The sequence below is a fragment of the Gemmatimonas sp. genome (genome assembly GCF_031426495.1).
In the GTDB taxonomy this organism is placed as follows: domain Bacteria; phylum Gemmatimonadota; class Gemmatimonadetes; order Gemmatimonadales; family Gemmatimonadaceae; genus Gemmatimonas.
On record NZ_JANPLK010000002.1, the window covers coordinates 77,345 to 93,583 of the forward strand.

Below are 16,239 nucleotides of genomic sequence, written 5' to 3' on the forward strand. Positions count from 1 at the left end.
CGTGCATGAGCTATTTCCCTCGCTTCTCCCGGCCCGCGCGCGCGGTCGCCCTGCTCGCCTTTGCGCTCCCCGCCGGTTCTGTCCTAGCGCAGAGGAAGCCGGTCGCGAAACCGTCAGCACTCTCGCCGGCAATGGCCCCGATTACCCGGGCCGTCTCCGCCGGCATCAGCGGCGAGCGCGCCTTCCGCACCGTCGACTACGTGCAGCGCTACTTCCGGTTGCCGGGCAATCGCGGCTTCGACCTCGCGATCGATACCGTCGCGTCGTTGCTGCGGGTGGCCGGCTACGTCGATGAAGCCACGGCGTCGCCGACGGCGCGTCTCGTGTATCGCGTCGAGTCGCGACCCATGCGCGACCTCGCCTGGACGCCCGAAGGCGCATCGATCACGATCGTTGGTCAGGCGGCGCCACTGCAGTCGTGGCCGAAGAATCTGAACATGATCGCCATCAACTCCGTATCCACGGCACCGGAGGGTGTGACCGCCGCCGTGGTCGACGTGGGTGCTGGTGCCGAAGCCGACTTCGCCGCGGTCGATGTGAAGGGCAAGATCGTGCTGGCCGAGGGCAACGCGCGATCGATCTTCGTGCGTGCGATGCAGAAGGGTGCCGCCGGTGTGCTCGCGGCGCAGAAGCTGCCCGAATACAACCAGCAGTCGAAGAACATCACGTCCATTCAGTTCACTGGCATTGCACGTGACACGCTCACGCCAGGCTGGCTGCTGTTCGTGTCGCGGGAGTCGCGCGATGCGCTCAAGTCGGCGCTCACGCGCGGGCCGGTCAGTGTGCACGTGGTCGTGAAGACGCTGTTGGAGAGTCGGCCCGAGCGCACGTTGGTGGCCGAAATCCGTGGCGCGTCCGTACCGTCTGAGCGCTTCATGTATTCGGCGCACGTGCAGGAGCCGGGCGCCAACGACAATGCCACCGGTGTCGGTACGCTGGCTGAGATGGCGCGCGTTGCGGCGCAGTTGGTGAAAGCCGGCACGGCCAATCCGAAGCGCACGCTGACGTTCCTGTGGGGCGACGAAATTCGCTCAACCGATCGGTTCATCAAGGAAGACAGCGTGCGTCGCACCGGCGTGAAGTGGGGCATGTCCCTCGACATGGTCGGCGAGAACACGGCGAAAACCGGTGGCACGTTCCTGATCGAGAAGATGCCCGATCCGAGCGCCGTCTGGGTGCGCGGCGAGGACAAGCACAGCGAGTGGGGCGGACGACCACTGGCCGAGAAGGACATCCGCCCGCACTGGTTCAACGACTTCGTTCGGCAGCGCTGCCTCGACCGCGCCGCACAGACCGGCTGGGTGGTGAAAGCCAATCCGTTCGAAGGCGGCAGTGATCACACGCCGTTCCTGAACGCGCAGATCCCCGCCGTATTACTCTGGCACTTCACCGACCAGCACTATCACACCGACCTCGATCGCATCGACATGGTCAGCGCCGCGTCGCTGGGCAACGTGGGCTCGTGCGCGCTGACCACGGGCCTCTTGCTTGCCGACGGCTCGCGCCCCGTCGTACTCGCGGCGCTGGAAGAACTCACCCGCGCGGCCGAGAAGGAGCTCGCCACACAGAAAGCCCTCGGCCGCGACACACTGTCGCGTGGCGGCACGGTAGAGACCGAGCATCACATCATCGACGCGTGGCGTGACTTCTACCTCGGCGCTATCGATCGCATTCCGGATATCGCCGTCGGTCCGATGGAGCTTGGCGCGGCGCTGAGCGCGGCGAAGGATCGGGTACGCAAGGCGGCTCTGTACGGGTTCTGAGTGCTTGCGGCGGCACCGGAGGTTCACGCGAAGCACGCGAAGGGCCGCGACCCTTCGCGCTCTTCGCGTGAACCAACAGCCTATCCGACCCACGGCACCAGCCGTAGACTCACCCCGTGTATTCCACCTGCCTGTTCTGCAGCGGCGCCCTCGGCCGCAATGACTCCATTGAACACTTTCCCGTCGGTCGTCGCCTCGCCTTCGACGCCGCTAAGGGACGGCTCTGGGTCATCTGCCCCACATGCGCTCGCTGGAACCTCACGCCGCTCGAGAGTCGCTGGGAGGCGATCGACGAGGCCGAGCGCGCGTATCGCGATACGAAGCTGCGGTCCGCTACTGAGCACATTGGTCTCGCGCGACTGAAAGAAGGCACGGAGCTCGTACGCATCGGTAAGCCGATGCTCCCCGAGTTCGCGGCGTGGCGATATGGTGGCGTGTTCAAGACACGGCATCGCAAGGAACTCGCGTGGCATTGGGGGTACGCCGGCGTGCAGCTCCTCGGCGCCGGGATCTCGTTCAGTGACTACAGCGGCTTCGCATCGATCGGGTTGATCTCGCTGACCAATCTCGCGCAATTCGCCAACCTCAGTCGAAGCATGTACCGGTCTCGCGTCCCGGTACTCACCGTGCGTACCCATCAAGGCGCGTTGCTTCGACTATCGGCAAATGATGCGGCGCAGTCCCACGTCATGTTGAACGAAGTCGGCCGGTGGTCGCTACGCGTGGATCATCGGATACGCGCCACAACGGGTCCGATTCTCCAAGCGCTCGGCGTGAAGTCGCGGCCGTCCATGCACTCCGACTACTCCGACATCGAGGACGACGCAGCCATTCGTGCCTTGGCGACCATACTGCCGATGGTCAATCAGACGGGCGGAAACCGCAAGTTGGTGGACTCCGCCGTCACGCTCATGACGCGGCGCCAGCCGGGCATCGGATTGCTGGTGCCGACGATCAGTCAGAGCCGGTCGATACGCTCGCAGCAGCGACTGCAGTTGGGCTTCGTCGATCCGACCGTCCGCCTCGCCCTCGAAATGAGCCTCCACGAGGACGACGAGCGTCGCGCCCTCGACGGCGAGCTGGCCGCACTTGAGGCGCGGTGGCGCGAGGCCGAGGAAATCGCCGGGATCGCCGACAATCTGCTTTTGCCATCCGAGATTGACGCCGAGCTCGAACGGCTTCGTCGCGAACGCCAATAGGGCACGCACGCGCGGCGACAGAACGCACCCTCGGAGCGTGCAGGATGTGTCGCGATATGCTATCCTCTCTGCCGATACGCAACTTTCACGCAGGAACGGGGCGTCGTGAACGGAACAGGCTACCTCTCGGTTAAAGCATTACACGTCATAGCGGTTATCGCCTGGTACGCCGGGTTGTTTTATATCTTCCGCCTGTACGTGTACCACGTGCAGAAGCGCAGCGAGCCGGCCGTGACCGCCACGCTCGAGGTCATGGAGCGGCGACTCATTCGCGCCATCATGACGCCGGCCATGGTCGTGGCCCTCGGCGCGGGCACGGCGATGCTGGTAATGAACCCGTCGCTGCTGAAGATGCCGTGGATGCACGCCAAGCTCGGCGCCGTCTTCTTCCTGCTCGGCTATCACGGCCTCGCGTCGTGGACGCGCAAGAAGTTCCTGCAGGGCGAGTACGTGCTCAGCGAGACGGCGTGCCGCTGGATCAATGAGGTCCCCACGATCCTGCTGCTCATCATCGTGATCGCCGTGATCGTACGACCGGGCATGTGAGGTGAACACGAACGGGCGGCATCTCACCATCAATGGTGTTCGACTCTGGGTCGAGGACACGGGTGGCAATGGACCGCCCGTCCTGTTCTCCCACGGCCTGCTGTGGAGCACCCGCATGTGGGACGCGCAGGTGACTGCGCTGCGCTCGCGCTACCGGTGCATTGCTTGGGATCATCGCGGGCAGGGACAGAGCGATGTGCCGAATGTTCGCGCTATCAGCATCGAGGACTGCTATGCCGATGCCGTCGCGCTTATCGAGCAGCTCGGCGTGGCGCCGGTCCATATCGTCGGGCTGTCGATGGGTGGATTCGTCGCCATGCGGCTCGCCGCGCGTCGCCCCGATCTGGTGCGCTCGTGTGTATTACTGGAAACGAGCGCCGAGGCCGAGCCCCCGGAGCACGTGCCGAGGTATCGCACGCTCAATCGCGTGGCGAGATGGTTCGGCCTCCGCATGGTCGCGAACAAGGTCATGCCAATCATGTTCGGCCGGACCTTTCTCACGGATCCGGCGCGTGCCGCCGAGCGCGATATGTGGCGCGAACGGCTATCGCGCAATCGCCGCGACATCTGGCGGGCCGTGAATGGCGTGATCGAGCGCCAACCCATCATGCCCGAGCTTTCGCGCATCACGGCGCCTACACTGATCATGGTGGGCGACGAAGATGTGGCGACCGTGCCGCTGAAGTCGGAGCGCATGCATGCCGCCATTCGCGGCTCGAAGCTGGTACGCATTCCGCACGCGGGGCACTCCAGCAGCGTGGAAGCGCCGGTGCACGTGACGGCAGCGATTGAATCGTGGGTCGGGCGCGTGGAGAAGGGAGAGCACGTCTGAGCGGCCGACCATATCTTTTCATCCACTGAACTCCTGATACATCCCGACCGGAGGCGTCGATGTACGAAGCGAAGACCAAGCCCACCACCGTCAGCGTGGACAGCTATCTCGCGGCGATCGCCGACGACACGCGCCGCGAGGATTGCCGCGCCCTGACGGCCCTCATGCAACGACTCAGTGGACACGAGCCGACCATGTGGGGCACCAGTATCGTCGGCTTTGGGAAGTATCACTACAAGTATGCCAGCGGTCATGAAGGCGACTCGTGCCTTGTCGGCTATTCGTCACGAAAGGGCGATATCAGCGTCTATCTGCTCGCCGGGTATGACACGGACGAGACCCGCGCCCTGCTGGCACAGCTCGGGCGGCACAAGATCGGCAAAGCCTGCCTCTACATCCGGCGGCTCTCCGATGTGCAATTGCCGGTGCTCGAGCAGTTGATCGCTCGCTCCATTGTGGAGACCCAGGCGCGGTATCCAGGCTAGCTCACCGCACGCGCGCAAACCGCACGTCCCGCGTGCGCGTATTTCCGGCGTAGAATCCGATCACCTGTCCATTGCGATCGCGCTCGAACAACAGCGTGGTCGCATCGACGACAAAGGTGTCCTTCGCACTGGCCGACAGCTTCACCGCGGCCGAGCGACGATTCTCCACAGTCAGGGCACCCTGCTTCACGCTCAGTGTGTAGTATGTCTCCAGTTCGTCGCTGTAGTAGCGACCAGCATACGCTGTCAGCTCCGCCGCCGTTGGTGACCATGCCTTCGGCGCCTCGCCGCTCAGTCGGGTGGCCCGCTGCACGCCATTCTGATTCAGCGTGAGGCCGACCACCTTCCGCGCCGCATCGCGCAGGAACGTCACCGACGCTTCGACACCGCGAATAGCGAACGCTGAATCTGAGGTGGCCGTCAGCTGTAGCCGGCCCTGACCGGTGGCCTGCGTAAATAGCGAGTCGCTGGATCGCGTGAACGTCAGGATGAACTGCGGCGCGGCATCGAGCGCATAGCGACCCACGTACTCATCGAAGCGCTTCGCGTCGAAGGCGAAGGTGGCAGCACTCTTGGCGCCAGACGCCGGCGTGAGCTCACTGAAGAATGCCTGCGCAATGCGAAACGCGACCTGCGAATCGAAGCCGGCATCGTTGCTCTGCACAGTCACCCCAGCGTCGATCTCGGGGTAGTACGCCAGCATGGAGCGGTGCGCCACATCGGCCCCACCATGATGGATTCGCTTGAGCGGGCCCTGGGTATCGGCGAACAGTCCCATACCATAGCCGGTGCTCTTGCCGGTGGTGAGCGTAAACGGCGTCATCATCTGCGCGATGCTGGCCGCCATTCCTACACGCGGATGCGCATAGTTCTCAACCCACCGCTGCAGGTCGCCGAGCGTGGTATAGATCGCGCCGGCACCCATCGAGGCCGGGAGGTCGCCGAGCGTGCGCCATTCGCCGTTCGTACCTCGCGTGTATCCCTCGGTCGCGCCGGGGACGGTCCCATGACGATCGCCGCGCACCATCGTGTGCGACATGCCGATGGGCCCGAACACATGCTGCTTCATGAAGTCGGGGAACGTCAGGCCGGAGACGCGCTCCACCGTGAGCGCCGCCAGCGCATAGCCGGTGTTGTTGTAGTTGAACTCCGCGCCAGGGATGTTCTGCAGCGCCGGCTGACGCTGCACGATGCCGAGCACCTCCGACCGCTCGATATGATCGCCCTCGTCGAAGCGACGGCCAGCCAAGGAGAGCCCGTTGTACAACTCGCGATAGCCACTGGTGTGCGTCAGCAGATTCCGTACGGTCACCATACGGCCAAGGTCCGGCAGTTCGGGGAGGTGCTTCCGGACATCGTCATCCAGGCTCAGCTTCCCCTGCTCCACCAGCAGCATCACCGCGAATGCCGTGAACTGCTTCGAGGTCGATCCGATATTCGTGGGTGTCGTCGCGAGGAACGGCACGTTGTACGCGAGGTTCGCCATGCCGTAGCCCTTCGCGAACAGCGTCCGACGACCGCGCCAGACGGCCACAGCGGCACCGGGGCCGTCGGTGCGGTCGTAGGGCGCGAGCAGCTGCGCCGCGAACGTGCGCGGGTCCTTCGACAAGACGTCACGCGCCGTCAACGTTATCGAGAAGTCGCCGACGGCGGAGTCCACCGGAATGACCTCGATCTGATGCAGCCCCTTCTCGCCAATCTCGACTTGTAGGCGCTCCAGCCCGCGCGGGCTCGCATTCACGGCGCGCAGCAGGCGACCGCGCGGCGTGAGCACGCGGACCATCGCATTCGCGCTGATCTGGTCAACGATCACGCGGACCATGACATTGGAGTCGGCGTCGAACCGGTATCGTGCGGTGTCTCCGCGGGCGAGTGTAGCGCGGAGGGGTCGGCCGACGCTGAGCGTGGCCGGCTGAGCCACGAGATCGGTCGCGCCGCTGAGGAGCGCGCCAATCAAGGCTACGCGATACGTGAGATGCATGAAGGGGCCTCGTGACAAGGAATGTCGCTCGGCCCCAATAATACGATCCCCAATACGATCACCGCGACCACCCCGTCATTCCCGACGGCCCTCAGCCAGGCACTGCATGGACTTCGATATCACGCACGGCAGCGCGATCCTCGCCCGCACGCCGGCCACGTTGCACGCGTTGCTTGACGGTCTCGATAGCGCATGGACGTCTGCCACCGAAGGCCCCGACACGTGGAGTGCGTACGACATCGTCGGGCACCTGCTGCATGGCGAGCGCACCGACTGGATTCCGCGGGCGCAGCTGATTCTGGCGCAGGGTGACACCCGTCGGTTCGCGCCGTTCGATCGCTTCGCGCAGTTCGAGGCCAGTCAGGGGCGCTCGCTGGAGGAGCTGCTGCGCGAGTTCACGGCGCACCGTGCGGCCAGTCTCGACACACTGCAGGGCTGGCACTTGTCCGACAGCCAACTCGCGCTGCGCGGTGAGCATCCGGCCTTCGGCGACGTCACGCTGCGTCAGTTGCTCGCCACCTGGGTGGCGCATGACCTCGGACACCTCGCGCAGATTGCGCGCGTCATGGCCAAGCAATATCGCGCCGCGGTGGGACCGTGGCGCGAATACCTCCCCATTCTCGACCGGTAAGGCGGAAAACGCTGACCGCGGCTACAGCAGCTTGCGTAGCACGTCGTCGTCGAGGCGGTGTCCACCACCGAAGGTGAACTCCTCCACGGCGATGCCCATCGCGTCGATGCGCTTGCGCAGCGTGCGACGGAACGAATCGGTCGCGAACTTGTCCTTGTCCCCCACGACGACCTGCACCACCGTGCCGTTCCATGCGGCCTTCATGGCGTCGTCCGACACATCGTGCGCCAGTCCGCCCGCCCACAACACGTGCGTCGCCACGTCGGCTCCCTCCTCAGGCACACCCCGATCGGCCACATCAGCCACCCAGCGCATGCTCATCGCGACGCCCTGCGAAAAGCCGAGAACCTTGATGGCCGGCACGTCACCGCGCGCTTCGAGAATCGCGTCGACTTCCTGACCGACGACCGCATGCAGCATGCCCAGCGCGTCGCGCAGGTCGTCTTCACGATCGTCGCGCGTGAGCCAGGTGGCACCGGTGCGCGCGAGATGCTTGCCGTCAGCCCGCGGCAGCTCCAGGTAGAACCGCGACAGCCCTTCGGGGGCGATCACCCGCGTCGCCTTCGGGACTTGCCGGGCGAACGTGGTCAGGAACTCGCTGGCCAGCTGGCCGTAGCCGTGAAACACCACCCACAACGTGGTGGTGTCGGCCGGCTCGGCGCCAGCGGTGGCGTACCGGGCCGTGCGCTCTACGGCGATCTTGTGAATAGTGATCGCCGCGGCGGCGTCACGAGTCGCGTCTTGGAATTCAGTCATCGTGTCTGAAGTCTAGTCCACCGCCCCCTTTCGCGCGCCTACGCATGTCTCAGCTCGAACTCGTTGCACTGCTGGTGCGAGAGTATGACCCGGCTATCCGGTTCTTCGTGGACGTTCTGCAGTTCGAGCTGGTCGAGGATGTCCCCTCGCTGACCAACGACGGCCGCGCCAAGCGATGGGTGGTCGTGCGCCCCGCCGGCGCAGTCACCGGCATCCTGCTGGCGCAGGCCGACGGCGAACGGCAAGTCGCCGGTGTGGGCGAGCAGTTCGCTGGCCGGGTCGGCTTCTTCCTACGCGTCGAGGATTTCGACGGCAGCTACGCGCGGCTGGTCGCCGCCAACGTCACGTTCCTCAGCGCGCCTCGCGTCGAGGCCTACGGTACCGTGGCCGTATTCGTGGACTGCGAAGGCAATCGATGGGACCTGCTCGGTCCGGCATATATCGTGGCCCCGGATCATCCGCCGGCCAAGTAAGCCACCTACTTGTTGGCGTCGAGCAGCTTCTTCCGCTCCAGCCAGCTTTGTCCGTCGGTGATCCACGCCGCCGGCGGTTCACCCTTCAGGTAGTGGGCGAACCACTGGAGAATGCGCCGCTCGTAATCCACCGCATTCTCCTTCTTGCCCAGTCCGTGCCCTTCTCCCGGGTACAGCAGCATCACGGCGTGCTTGCCGGCGCGCCTCGCGTAGTTGTACAGCTCCACGCCCTGACGCATGTCCACGGTGGGATCCTCGCCGCCGATCTCGATCAGCAGCGACTTGGCGCGCATCTCGTGAATCTTGGTAATCGGCGAGTTGCGCGTCATCGCGGCCACATCCTCCCACGGCGCCACCTGCATGCGGAACTGCCCCGTCTCCCAGTGATCGAACTCGGGCACCGAACTCCAGTGCATCTGTCCCGCAAAGCTCACCATGTCGGAGATGCCGGCGCCCATCACGGCCGTGGCGAACAGCGAGCTGTGCGTGGCCAGGAACGCCGCTTCATAGCCACCCTGCGAATGTCCGGCATGACCCACACGGGCGGGATCTACCAGTCCGCGCGCGAGCACGCTGCGCACCGCCGGTTCGACGGAGTGCAGCACCGAAATGCCGGGCTCACGCGGACGGAACACGATGTCGGGCATCAGCACGAAGTAGCCCTGCTGCGTGAACACGTTCGCGTTGTAGTAGTCGTTCTCGCGCGGCACGATGTAGCGATGCAATCCCTGCGTGAGTAGCTCATACGTGTACACGATCATCGGATACTTCTTGCCGGGCACATAGTTCGCCGGGTAGTACAGAATCGCCTGCAGCGGTTTGCCGATGCTGCTGGTGAAGTTCATCAGCTCGGCCTTGCCCCACGCGAAGTCACGCTGAAAGCTGTTCGTGTTCGACATCGCCTTGGCATTGGCTAAGTCACCGGCCGCCACGTACACGTTGGGCGATTCGTCGAAGCGTTGACGCGTGTACAGGTACGTGTCGCTGCTGTCCGCCTTCGCTAACGCGGCGAATTGCGCATCCCCAAGCGCGAGCGTCGTCACCGTACCGTTGGCGAGCCGTGCGTAGCCGCTCTGCTTGCTGCGCTTGCCGTACAGCGACAGATACACCGGCTTCGACACGTCCACCGCGCGGTCGGCCGCCGACCCACCGAAGCCGACGAACGACACCACGCGATGCTCGAGACCGTCGCGCGCCCCGTTGGTGAGGGCGCGACCGCCCGAGCCGTCGAGGGCCAACGCCCACACATCGTACGCACTATTCACCAGCAACGTCTTGCCATCCTTCGACCAGAGCGGCGTGCCGATGGGCGGCAGCACATCCATGGGATGGTCGTCTTCGCGATCCACGAAGTCCACGCGGCCACCGGCCAGGCGCGCCGTGAGATTGGTGCGCGCGCCGCTCGCCACGTCCACCGCCCAATAGTCGCGTCCATCAAACCAGACATGCCGACGACCGGTGGGATCACCACCGAAGGAGTAGCGGATCTTCGTGAGCAGTTTCGTGCGCGCGCCCGTAGCCAGATCGACCGTGTAGATATCCAGGTCGCGACGCCCGAACATCTGTCCGAAGGGATAGGGGGTGCGATCAGTCTCGGTCGCGAACCGATCGCCCTCGAGCACGGTAGTCTGCTCCGCGATATTCGTGCTCAACGCCTTCACACTCGGCGCGTCGAGTAGCCAGCTCGCGAGCAGCGTGCTGCGCAGATCGCGCTGTTCGCTCGAGCGCTGTTCGGGAATCACGTGCACATCCTTCGGATGCCAGATCTCGACGTCGGAGACTTTCTCGTCAGTCTTCTTCGGTAGCGCCGCCACCGGCTCGCGCGTGCGCAGTCCCACGTACAGCGTGCGACCATCCTTCGACCACGATGGCCGACGATAGTCGGCAATGCGAAAACCCGCGGGCACCGCGTGAGCCACATTCGCGTCGAGCACGCGCGGTGCCGCGGCGTCCGCACGGCCGACGTCGCGCCACGCGAGAATCGTATGCGCCGTATCGGCAAACTCTTTTGCCGATACCGAGCGCAGCGCGGCCAGATCATGGCTGTTTGCGCGCCAGGATAGACCGCGATACACCGACGAGGACGCCTCGAGCACGTGCACGGCACCGATGCGTCCGTCGTACAACTGCACCGCATTGCCGGCACTGCCCGTCGCCGCGCCGTCGACCATGATCGCGAACGCCAGCTGCGCGCCTACTCCCGACCATGCCTGCTCGGTCACGTTGTTCAGCACCAGGCGCGTGCCGGACGCCAGCGACAACACCATCACGTCGGAGCTCTTCTTGCCTTCCGCGGCGTACTTGGTGACCGCGACGAACTGTCCGTCGGCGCTGAACGCGAACGCGCTGGCGTCGGGAATGCCGATCGTATCGCCGGTGTCCAGATTGCGCGCGCCGAACGCGGTGCGCACCGGTTTCTTTTCTTTGACGAGACGGTCACGTTCCTTGGGTGCCACACCGATCAGATACGCCACCCACTGCGACGTCGCAGCGAACTGGGACTGCACGCCGTACGGGACGACGATCGTCGTGTCGCGCGTGCCACCGCGAAGCCGCAGCTCATTCTCCTCGTTCACCCGATTCACACCATAGGCCAGCCAGCGACCGCTCGGTGCCAATCGGGCCGCCGTCAGCGACTCCCACGTGCCGTAGTCCTGCGCGGTGAGCGTCGGCTTGCCCTGAGCCATCGCTGGAAAGGCGAAGCCGACGGGAAGCACGAGGGCGGCGAACCATTGAGCGGCAAACCGAGTGGTCATCTGGAAGTTCTGGGGAGCGAGACGGTCGGGCTGATCGCCCGATGCTACGATGACACGCGAGAGCGCACAATGGTTCAGGCGTATACAATGGACAGCAGAATAGGACCGACGGTCCGAACTCACTTTCTAACGGTCTAAACACGTATTTCTCGCTTGACACCGCATCGCCCCGCTTCGAATACTTCGCGGATCCAAAGTGCCTTCGCGTTCGTTTCTGAGTGTGCCGCCCTCCTGCACGCTCCCGGCGGCCGCCTTTGGACATGACACGTGGCAACGGAGTAGCGGTATGGCGGCGAATCAGACCTCAGAACACAACACGGGCAATGCGTACGGCCGCGATCAGCGAGCGGCCACGCCGTTGATGACGCTCACCTACCGCAGTCGCGCGACATCACCGCTTTCCGAAACGCAGCTCGGCGACTTGCAGCACAATGCCGCGGCGCGTAATCGCGCCGAAGGGATCACCGGCATGATGGTCTACAACGATGACCGCTTCTTTCAGTGGCTCGAGGGGCCGCCGGCGAGCATCGCCCGCATCTGGTCGTCCATCAGCCGCGACCCGCGACACGCCGACATCGAAGCGATCTCGGTGCACACCGCCCCCACGCGGTTGTTCGCGAACTGGAGCCTGAAGCTCGCCACCGGTCAGGCGGATCCCTTCGTCAGCGAAGTCACCGCCGCCGCCGTGTCGTCCAGCAACGCGGCAGCCGAGCGATTGGCCGCCCTCGCGATTGCGACCGAACCAACGGAAGCCCGCCTGCTGCTGAACGCCGCCTACGCCGAGTTTTGCTCGATACCGGTGCTCATTGAGCTGCTCATCGAACCCGCCGCGCGCTGCCTCGGCGATTTATGGGCCGACGACAACTGCGGAGAATACGAAGTCACGCTCGGACTGTGCCGCCTGCAGACGTTCCTGCGCGAAGTCGCCGCCGACAGCGTACAGCAACACATCGAGCATCCGCTGGTGGTGCTCGTCGCCCCGTTGCCCGGGGAGATCCATATGCTCGGCGCCACGCTCGACGCTGAAGCGCTCTGGCAGGCCGGCCACGACACCCGTATCCGCTTTCCGTCCACGGAGCAGGCCCTCGAGCACATCGTGGCGACGAATTGGTTCGACGCCGTCGATCTGTCGCTCAGCCCTGCGTTCAGCCGCGAGCATCGCATCGACCGCATGAGTCACATCATCGACTCGGTACGCCGGGCCTCGAAGAACCCGGCGCTCGTGGTGATCGCCGGTGGACGCGCATTCTACGATCGCACCGCGTCGAGCGCCGATGTGCACTCCGATGGCAGCTCGACGTCGGCGGCGCATTTGTCCGCCGACATCGCCCGCGCCCGCGGCGAACACGTCTAGAAACGCGTCAACACGCGTCAACACGCGTCGTCGGCGTCAGCGCAGACGGTACAGCGCCGCATCGGGATCAGCGACCCCCTGCAAGGCGGCTGCGATCACTTGAGACGCGATCATGCTGTAGGTGATCCCGTTGCCACCGAATCCCGCCACCACCCATGTGTGTCGCGTGCCGGGCAGTCGGTCGATCAGCGGCAACGCCGTCGTAGATTCACCGAACGCCCCACCCCACGCGTGACTCACGCGGAATCGGGTGTCTGGCATCAGCGCGTGCACGTCGCGTTGTATCGCGCGTGTTTTCGCCGCCAATCGACGCGCGACGGTGTAGGCGCTCGCAGCGTCCTCGTCACGACCCCCGGCGATCAGTCTGCCGTCGGCGGTCGTGCGCAGGTACAGATACGGATCTGATGCTTCCCACACCACCGTGTGGGCGAGCCACGACGGGAATGCGGCGTTCGGCGCACTCGCCACCGCCCACGTGGAGTGGATGCGATGATCTCGCCTGGGTACCAGTGTGGGGACCTCGTAGCCCGTGCAGAACACGACTTGATTGGCGTACACGCGCGGTCCGTTCGACGTGGCCAGTTCGACGCCGTGCGCGCCGCTGTCCACACCGGTCACGTTCACGCCGGACAGGATGCGCCCGCCCCGCGCCACGATGCGTCGGAGCAGTGCGGCGGTGAGCTGCGCGGGATCGGCGGTCGCCGAACCCGGACTCACAATGGCACCGGTACGCGAGATGCCATAGCGCGCCCGCAGCGTGGCGGCAGAGAGAAACGCGCCCGGCACGCCCGCCTTCTCCCGCGCCTCGACCTCGGCGGCAAGTGCCCGCGCACCGTAGGCATCGCCAGCCAGGTACAGACTGTCGCGCGCACCGAACGCGCAGCGAATTCGCGCCCGATGCACGAGGCCGCCCAGGTCTCGCACGGCGCGCACCGAACGGCGATACGCGCGCGACGCGGCAGACCACCCGATGGTGCGTGCCAAACGATGGAGCGGCAAGTCGATCTCGAACTGCAGCAACGCGGTCGAGGCCAGCGTGCTGCCCATCATTGGCGGTCGTCGATCCACCATCGTGACGGCACGTCCCGCGTTGATCAACGCGTGCGCCACCAGCGCGCCGCTGATGCCGGTACCGACCACCACGACATCGTCGATGATCTCCCGAACGACACCGGGATCGATCAGCGTATGCCGCACGGCGGTGCCCGACGAATCGGCCCAGAGCGAGCGCCCGCGTCGGAGGCGACGGTGGGCGGTGGCCGAACCCGCGCTATCCACCGACCACCGATCCCAGCACACTGATCAGCAAGGCCACGACCGACGTGTTGAACACCCACGCAATCACGCCGTGCATCAGCGCCGTGCGACGGATGCGCCGACCGCGAATCGCTACGTCCGACGTCTGCGCCGTCATGCCGACGACAAACGCGAAGTAGGCAAAGTCGAGATAGTCCGGCAGCCCCTCGGTACCTGGAAAGTCCAGGGGACCGTTCTCAGCCAACGCCGTGGGCGATGCGTCGTGATACAGATGCGCATAACGCAAGGTGAACACGGTGTGAATCAACGTCCATGCCAGTGCCACGGCGGAGAGTGACAGCAGAATGGCCTGGGTGCGCGCACCGCCGACCGCGCCGGCGCTCGCCTTCAACAGCAGCAGTACCGCGAGCAGCGAGGCGCCGGCGCCCATCAGCACCAGCACCAGCGACGCGGCACGGCTCGGGTCTTCGCGTTTGGCGGACGCGTGAATCTGCGCTGGTCGGAGCGTGAGGATGGTGTACCAGGTGAACAGCAACGCCGTACCCGCGAAGCCATCCCACGCCGCCACGGCGCGGATCTCCATGGCGAAGCGGGCCGGCAGCAGCATGAGTATGAGCACGCTGACGGCCAGCGACCAGGCGAGGCGCGTGCCCGCCCGCAAGTGGGCGAGCCGGTCTCGGAGTCCGGATCCAACTATCGACACGTCGTACACCTGGGGCTCCTCTCTGCTCGAACCGTCGTCCTGCGGTGGTCTCACCTCGCGCTATGCCGAACCGCAGCGCAATTTTTCTGCCGCCAGCCCCGATGACTTCCTTCCCTGCGGAGTGACGTGCGATGTCGAACACCGATGTCGGTAAACGCGTGCTGTGGCATGGCATGCTACTCGTCTTGCTTGGCCTGCTCACGGGTCTGGCGGTCCCGGTCCTCACCAACCCGCGCATGGGCCTGTCGGCACATCTCGAGGGCGTCATGAACGGGGTGCTGCTCGCCGTGCTCGGACTCGCGTGGCCGCGACTCGTGCTGACCGATGCCCAGCGCGGTGCCCTCGCCTGGTTCGCCCTGTACGGAACCTACGGCAATTGGGCGTTCACGTTGCTGGGCGCCGTATTGGGCACCAACAAGAACACGCCGATCGCTGGTGCCGGCTACGGGGCGGCGGCGTGGCGGGAGCAGCTCGTCGAAGTCGGTCTCGTGTCGCTGTCGCTTTCGATCATCGCCGCGATCGCGCTGGCCGTGTGGGGGCTGCGCCACCGCCGCGACGATTACCGCTCCTGACGGACCTGCCGCAACATCGTGTTCGCGTCGATCAGCGTCTCCACCTGCAGCAACCGTCGTGACTCCTTGCCAATCCACACCACCGATTCGCGCTTCGGCGCCAAGGTGAAGATCACGACGTGCGCCTCTTCGCCGAGCACCGTGGCACTACCGGTGACCTCGATGCGATACTCGCGCAGTCCACTATCGGTATCGTATACGCGGAAACGCGCCGCGTAGCCCCTCTCGAGCGGCAGCGAGCGCACGACCAGGTCCCAGTTCCCCGAGTCGAAGGGGGCGATGGCCAAGGTGGTGTCGATCGGCAGCGACGGCACATCCACCGGGCCGATCGACCCCTTCACGCGCTTGCCGCTGAAGTCCAGCGAGATCAATCGCGACGACGACACGTTGCGATGACGACGTGGTGCCAGTGTGCGCGCATCAGTCACAGTGGAGTCGATCAGCGGCGCGCGACCCGGCGATACGGTGAGCACGCGATGAATCACCGGCACGTCGCCTCGCATCTCGAGCTTTACCACGTCCACGGCGGTGCCCAGCGTCTGCTGCTGCTCGCCACGATACGCGATCAGCGAGTACTGCACCGAGTCGGCCGTGATACGCGTGCCGCGCAGCGTGGAATCCCCCGGAGTAATCAAGACAGCCTGAATAGTTGGGGCCGGTGGCGCCTGCTGTGCCTCGAGTGGAGCGTTATGCACCGTCGTCAGCGATCCCCACACGAAGGCGGCCGCCATCGTCTGCAGCATCGAGCGGGTTCGCGTCAGGAGGCGAGGCATTCTCAAAGCTACCATCCGCTGGCGCCACAGCTCAAAGCCCACAATCCACCTACTGATAAACCAGTTGACATTTCTCCCCATCAACCCGATACTACTGCTTAACTAGTACTGACTTCCCCGTAACAATCCCTTCATGACCGATGCCCACTTCCCTCACC

General features: G+C 65.1%; 15 protein-coding genes. 9 read left to right on the forward strand and 6 right to left on the reverse strand.

From position 1 onward, the window contains the following. Nucleotides 1-5: 5 nt before the first annotated feature. The 5 genes from RMP10_RS01080 to RMP10_RS01100 all read left to right on the forward strand — a co-directional run bounded on the left by RMP10_RS01080 (nt 6) and on the right by RMP10_RS01100 (nt 4,825). On the forward strand, nt 6-1,763 hold the full coding sequence (locus tag RMP10_RS01080; RefSeq protein WP_310568670.1) for a M28 family peptidase: 1,758 nt from the start codon (nt 6-8) through the stop codon (nt 1,761-1,763). Between the two features lie 116 nt (nt 1,764-1,879). Beyond that, nucleotides 1,880-2,962, forward strand: a complete 1,083-nt coding sequence (locus tag RMP10_RS01085; RefSeq protein WP_310568671.1) for a hypothetical protein — start codon at nt 1,880-1,882, stop codon at nt 2,960-2,962. Between the two features lie 105 nt (nt 2,963-3,067). Further along, complete coding sequence (hemJ, locus tag RMP10_RS01090) at nt 3,068-3,508, forward strand: protoporphyrinogen oxidase HemJ (RefSeq protein WP_310568672.1); 441 nt, start codon at nt 3,068-3,070, stop codon at nt 3,506-3,508. 1 nt (nt 3,509) lies between these two features. Beyond that, nucleotides 3,510-4,340, forward strand: coding sequence for an alpha/beta fold hydrolase (locus RMP10_RS01095; protein WP_310568673.1), 831 nt, complete (start codon nt 3,510-3,512; stop codon nt 4,338-4,340). 59 nt (nt 4,341-4,399) lie between these two features. Further along, nucleotides 4,400-4,825 carry a DUF1801 domain-containing protein gene (locus RMP10_RS01100; RefSeq protein WP_310568674.1) on the forward strand — a complete coding sequence of 142 codons (426 nt, stop codon included), beginning with the start codon at nt 4,400-4,402 and terminating at the stop codon, nt 4,823-4,825. 1 nt (nt 4,826) lies between these two features. Here the strand turns inward: RMP10_RS01100 and RMP10_RS01105 are convergent, their stop codons facing one another. Beyond that, nucleotides 4,827-6,806: a serine hydrolase domain-containing protein gene (locus RMP10_RS01105; RefSeq protein ID WP_310568675.1), complete on the reverse strand. Its 1,980-nt coding sequence runs from the start codon at nt 6,804-6,806 to the stop codon at nt 4,827-4,829. A gap of 106 nt (nt 6,807-6,912) precedes the next feature. Here RMP10_RS01105 and RMP10_RS01110 point away from each other — a divergent pair, with 106 nt between their 5' ends. Further along, nucleotides 6,913-7,437: a DinB family protein gene (locus RMP10_RS01110; RefSeq protein WP_310568676.1), complete on the forward strand. Its 525-nt coding sequence runs from the start codon at nt 6,913-6,915 to the stop codon at nt 7,435-7,437. A gap of 21 nt (nt 7,438-7,458) precedes the next feature. On the opposite strand, the gene RMP10_RS01115 is transcribed toward RMP10_RS01110, so the two are convergent. Next, nucleotides 7,459-8,193, reverse strand: a complete 735-nt coding sequence (locus RMP10_RS01115; RefSeq protein WP_309671732.1) for a hypothetical protein — start codon at nt 8,191-8,193, stop codon at nt 7,459-7,461. 44 nt (nt 8,194-8,237) lie between these two features. Here RMP10_RS01115 and RMP10_RS01120 point away from each other — a divergent pair, with 44 nt between their 5' ends. Further along, nucleotides 8,238-8,666 (forward strand): VOC family protein, encoded by a 429-nt coding sequence (locus RMP10_RS01120; protein WP_310568677.1) that lies wholly within the window; start codon nt 8,238-8,240, stop codon nt 8,664-8,666. A 5-nt stretch (nt 8,667-8,671) separates the two neighbouring features. Here the strand turns inward: RMP10_RS01120 and RMP10_RS01125 are convergent, their stop codons facing one another. Further along, complete coding sequence (locus RMP10_RS01125; RefSeq protein ID WP_310568678.1) at nt 8,672-11,422, reverse strand: prolyl oligopeptidase family serine peptidase; 2,751 nt, start codon at nt 11,420-11,422, stop codon at nt 8,672-8,674. Nucleotides 11,423-11,708: 286 nt separating this feature from the next. Between RMP10_RS01125 and RMP10_RS01130 the strand changes: the two genes are divergently transcribed. Beyond that, nucleotides 11,709-12,776: a BLUF domain-containing protein gene (locus RMP10_RS01130; RefSeq protein WP_310568679.1), complete on the forward strand. Its 1,068-nt coding sequence runs from the start codon at nt 11,709-11,711 to the stop codon at nt 12,774-12,776. Between the two features lie 36 nt (nt 12,777-12,812). On the opposite strand, the gene RMP10_RS01135 is transcribed toward RMP10_RS01130, so the two are convergent. Together RMP10_RS01135 and RMP10_RS01140 are read right to left on the reverse strand one after the other, a co-directional pair. Beyond that, complete coding sequence (locus RMP10_RS01135; RefSeq protein ID WP_310568680.1) at nt 12,813-14,054, reverse strand: FAD-dependent oxidoreductase; 1,242 nt, start codon at nt 14,052-14,054, stop codon at nt 12,813-12,815. Then, on the reverse strand, nt 14,047-14,736 hold the full coding sequence (locus RMP10_RS01140) for a DUF1345 domain-containing protein (RefSeq protein ID WP_310568681.1): 690 nt from the start codon (nt 14,734-14,736) through the stop codon (nt 14,047-14,049). The genes RMP10_RS01135 and RMP10_RS01140 overlap by 8 nt, the downstream gene beginning before the upstream one ends. Nucleotides 14,737-14,867: 131 nt before the next feature. On the opposite strand from RMP10_RS01140, the gene RMP10_RS01145 reads away from it, so the two are divergent. Next, complete coding sequence (locus RMP10_RS01145; RefSeq protein ID WP_310568682.1) at nt 14,868-15,308, forward strand: hypothetical protein; 441 nt, start codon at nt 14,868-14,870, stop codon at nt 15,306-15,308. Here RMP10_RS01145 and RMP10_RS01150 read toward each other — a convergent pair. Next, nucleotides 15,296-16,081: a hypothetical protein gene (locus RMP10_RS01150; protein ID WP_310568683.1), complete on the reverse strand. Its 786-nt coding sequence runs from the start codon at nt 16,079-16,081 to the stop codon at nt 15,296-15,298. The two genes, RMP10_RS01145 and RMP10_RS01150, sit on opposite strands and share 13 nt — an antisense overlap. Nucleotides 16,082-16,239 lie beyond the last annotated feature (158 nt).